This window comes from Streptomyces sp. WAC05292 (assembly GCF_003949955.1).
Lineage (GTDB): Bacteria > Actinomycetota > Actinomycetes > Streptomycetales > Streptomycetaceae > Streptomyces > Streptomyces globosus.
This window is the reverse complement of the sequence record NZ_RPSE01000544.1, coordinates 1-3,270: the sequence shown is the minus strand read 5'-3', so window position 1 is coordinate 3,270 and position 3,270 is coordinate 1. Positions and strand designations below refer to the sequence as shown.

The following is a 3,270-nucleotide window of genomic DNA, read 5'->3' as shown; positions in this document are numbered from 1 at the left end:
CGCCCGCACCGCCCGCCGCACGCCGCCCCGGGCGCCGCGAGGCCCCGCCGCCGCAGCAGGAGCCCCCGCCGCCGGACCCGGGCGTCGAGGACCCCGTGCGGTTCTACGCCGCCCGCGTCGGCGCCGCCGCCGAGGAGGCAGCCGCCCTGCCCGCCGGCACCGGCATGCCCGTACGCGTCCCCGGCGCGGCCGCCCTGCCCCGCATCCTCGACATCCAGCGCGCCCTGCGCTCCCTCCAGCGGCACCGCCCGCCCGGACCGCCGGCCCGGATGGTCCTCGACGAACCGGCCACCGCCGAGGCCAGCGCCCGCGCCCTCGGCCTCGTCATCCCCGTCCTGCGGCCGGAGAGCCGCCGCGAGGCCACCATCCGCCTCGTCATGGACGCCTCCCCGTCCATGGCCGTCTGGCAGGACATGTTCGAGGAGCTCCGCACCGTCTGCGAACGCCTCGGCGCCTTCCGCGACGTCCAGGTCCACTACCTCCACCGGCTCGCCGACGGCCGGGCCGCCCTCGGCCGCGGGCCCGCCCCCGGCACCCGGCTGCGCTCCGGCGACCAGCTCCGCGACCCCAGCGGACGCGCCCTCACCATGGTCGTCTCCGACTGCGCCGGCGCCCTGTGGCGGGAGGGCGAGGCCCAGCGGCTGCTGCACCGCTGGGCCGAGTGCACCCCCTGCGTCGTCGTCCAGCCGCTGCCGCAGCGGCTCTGGAACCGCAGCTGGCTGCCGACCGAGCGGGGCACCCTCGCCCGGATCGAGGGCGGCGCCGGCCGGCTCCGCTTCCGGCCCGACCGGCCGCCGCGCCACGGCCGGCCCGGCGGCGGGCTCGCCGTGCCCGTCCTGCCGCCGAACGCCACCGCCCTCGGCGCCTGGGCCCGCCTCGTCGCCGGGCTCGGGCCCGGACCCGTCCCCGCCGAGGTGGGCCGCGTCCTCGCCGACCACCCCGCCGCGCCCGTTCCCCCGCCGCGGGCCGTGCGGCCGCCGGAGGAGCTGGTGCGCCGCTTCCGCTCCGCCGCCTCCCCGCGCGCCGTCCAACTCGCCGTCTACCTGTCGGCCGCGCCGCTGACGCTGCCCGTGATGCGGCTCGTCCAGCGGACCATGCTGCCCGACTCCGAGCCCTCCGACCTCGCGGAAGTCCTGCTCAGCGGGCTGCTGCGGCGCGGCCCCGCCCCCGGCCAGTGGTACGAGTTCACGCCCGGCGTGCAGGACGTGCTGCTCGGGCCGCTCGGCCGGGACGACGCCGCGCTCGTGCTGAAGCACTGCTCCGAGTACGTCCTCGCGCACTTCGGGCGCGGCGTGCGCAACTTCCCCGCCCTGGCCGTCGCCCAGCTCACCGGGGAGTCGGCCGTCGAGGACGACCCGGAGGGGCGCGTCCCCGCCGGCCGGCTGCCCCAGGCCTTCGCCGAGGTGTCCGCCCGCGTCGTACGCCGCTACCTGCCCGGCCCGGCCGTACCGGACGACGCCGCCGACCGGGAGCCGCCCGCCCCTCCGCCCCGGCGGTCCTGGGCCGTGCGCACCGCCCGCGACCGGCTCGCCGCGCACGACGCGGACGGCGGCGCCGAGCGCGGCCTGTACGAGGCCGCCGCCGTACTGCGCCGCGCCGTCGCGGCACCCGCCGGGCCGGGGGACGCCGCCGGAGAGGCGGAGTGCGAGCTGGCCGAGGTACTGCTGCGGCTGTGGGCCCGGCAGCGCGACCCCGAGCTGCTCGCCGAGGCCGAACAGGCCGTGCGGGGGCTCGCCGCGGCGCCCGCCCGCGCCCTCCTCGGCCGGGTGCTGTACGAGCGGGCCCTCGCCGAACGGCCGGACGCCGAACTGCTGGACGCCGCCGAGCTGGAACTCGCCGCCGCGGCCGCCCTCGCCGGCGACGACCCGCGGCTGCGGCTGGACTGCGTCCTGCGGCGGGTGCAGGCCCTCGTCCTGATCGCCGAAATGCGCGACGACCCCGGGGCGCTGCGGGAGGCGCGGGCCGCGCTGGAGGTCCTCGCCGGCCAGGCCCCCGACCGGGTGCTGCGGCCCGCCCTCGGGAGGGTCCTGCTGGCGCTGCTGCCCCGGCTGCGCGACGCGGCCGAGCGGACCGCGCTCGCTGAGGAGGCCGCAGGGCACCTGGCGTCGGCGCTGCCCGGCGCCGCCGCCGGCGGCGGCCCGGCGGAGTGCGCGGCAGGGCAGCCCGGCCCCGACGCGGCCGAGGCGGCGCGGCTGCGCGTCGACCTCGCCACCGCCCTGCGGCACCTGCCCGCCCGCCTCGAAGAGGCCGCCGGCCACCTCGACCTCGTCCTCGCCGAACCCGGCTGCGACCCGGAGCTGCGCCTGGCCGCCCTCGTCTGCCGGGCCCGGGTGCACCGGGCCCGGTACGCGCGCGACGGCGACCCCGAGGCCCTGGAGCAGGCCGCCGACGCCTACGGCCGGGCCCGGAGGCTGATCCCCCGGGACGGCGAGGCGTACGGCGAGCTGCTGCCCGAATGGGGCGAGGCCCTGCTGGAGCGGGCCCGCGCCGCGGGCGGCCGCCGCTTCGCCTCGGCGGCCGTACGCGTGCTCCGCGACAGCCGGGCCGCGGTCCCGCAGTCCGACGGCCGGTCCGCGCACCGCCTGGTGCGGCTCGCGGAGGGGCTGCGGCTGCGGCACGGCTACGAGGGCGACGTGGTGGACCTGCGGGAGGCCGAGTACCTGCTGGAGCTGGCCGTCCGGCAGAGCCGCAGCCCCCTGGAGCAGGCGAGGGCCTGGCGGGAGCACGGCGACGTCCAGCAGGAGATCCACGCCCACACCCGGGCCCTGGACCGCCTGGACCGGGCGGCGGACTCCTACCGGCGGGCCTGGCGGGCGGCCCTGGACGGCGACCGGGCCGAGCGGCGCGAGGTGGCCGTCGAGCTGGCCGCCCGGGTGCAGGAGCTGCGGGGCGAGGTGCTGGAGCGGCTGGCCCGGCCCCGGGCCGCGCTCGACGCCTACCGCTCGGCCCTGGAGCTGTGGCGGCGGCTCGGCGAGGAGGCCGCGGACCGGCGGGAGGCGCTCGGCTCCCGCGTCCGCACCCTGGAGGCCGGGCTGTGACACCCCGCGAGGCACCGGACCCTGAGGCCCGGACGGCAGCGAACGGCGGCACCGAACGGACAGCGCACCCGACGGACACGGCGAACCAGCAGGGGGACGGGCAGCCCATGGCGATTCGGCAGCAGAATGCACGGACGGAAGTGGCCGGACACCCGGGGCCCGGCCCGGCGGCGGAGGGGGTGCCTCCCGCGAGGCACCCCGCCGACCGGACCCCGGCCCGCCGGCCCGCACC

Annotated in this window: 1 protein-coding gene; it reads left to right on the top strand. The window is 80.5% G+C overall.

All coding sequences use genetic code 11. The features are described 5' to 3' along the window. Positions 1-3,038, top strand: a 3,038-nt coding sequence (locus tag EF903_RS30710) for an SAV_2336 N-terminal domain-related protein (RefSeq protein ID WP_185902911.1), incomplete at its 5' end; no start/stop codon positions are given. Positions 3,039-3,270: the final 232 nt, after the last annotated feature.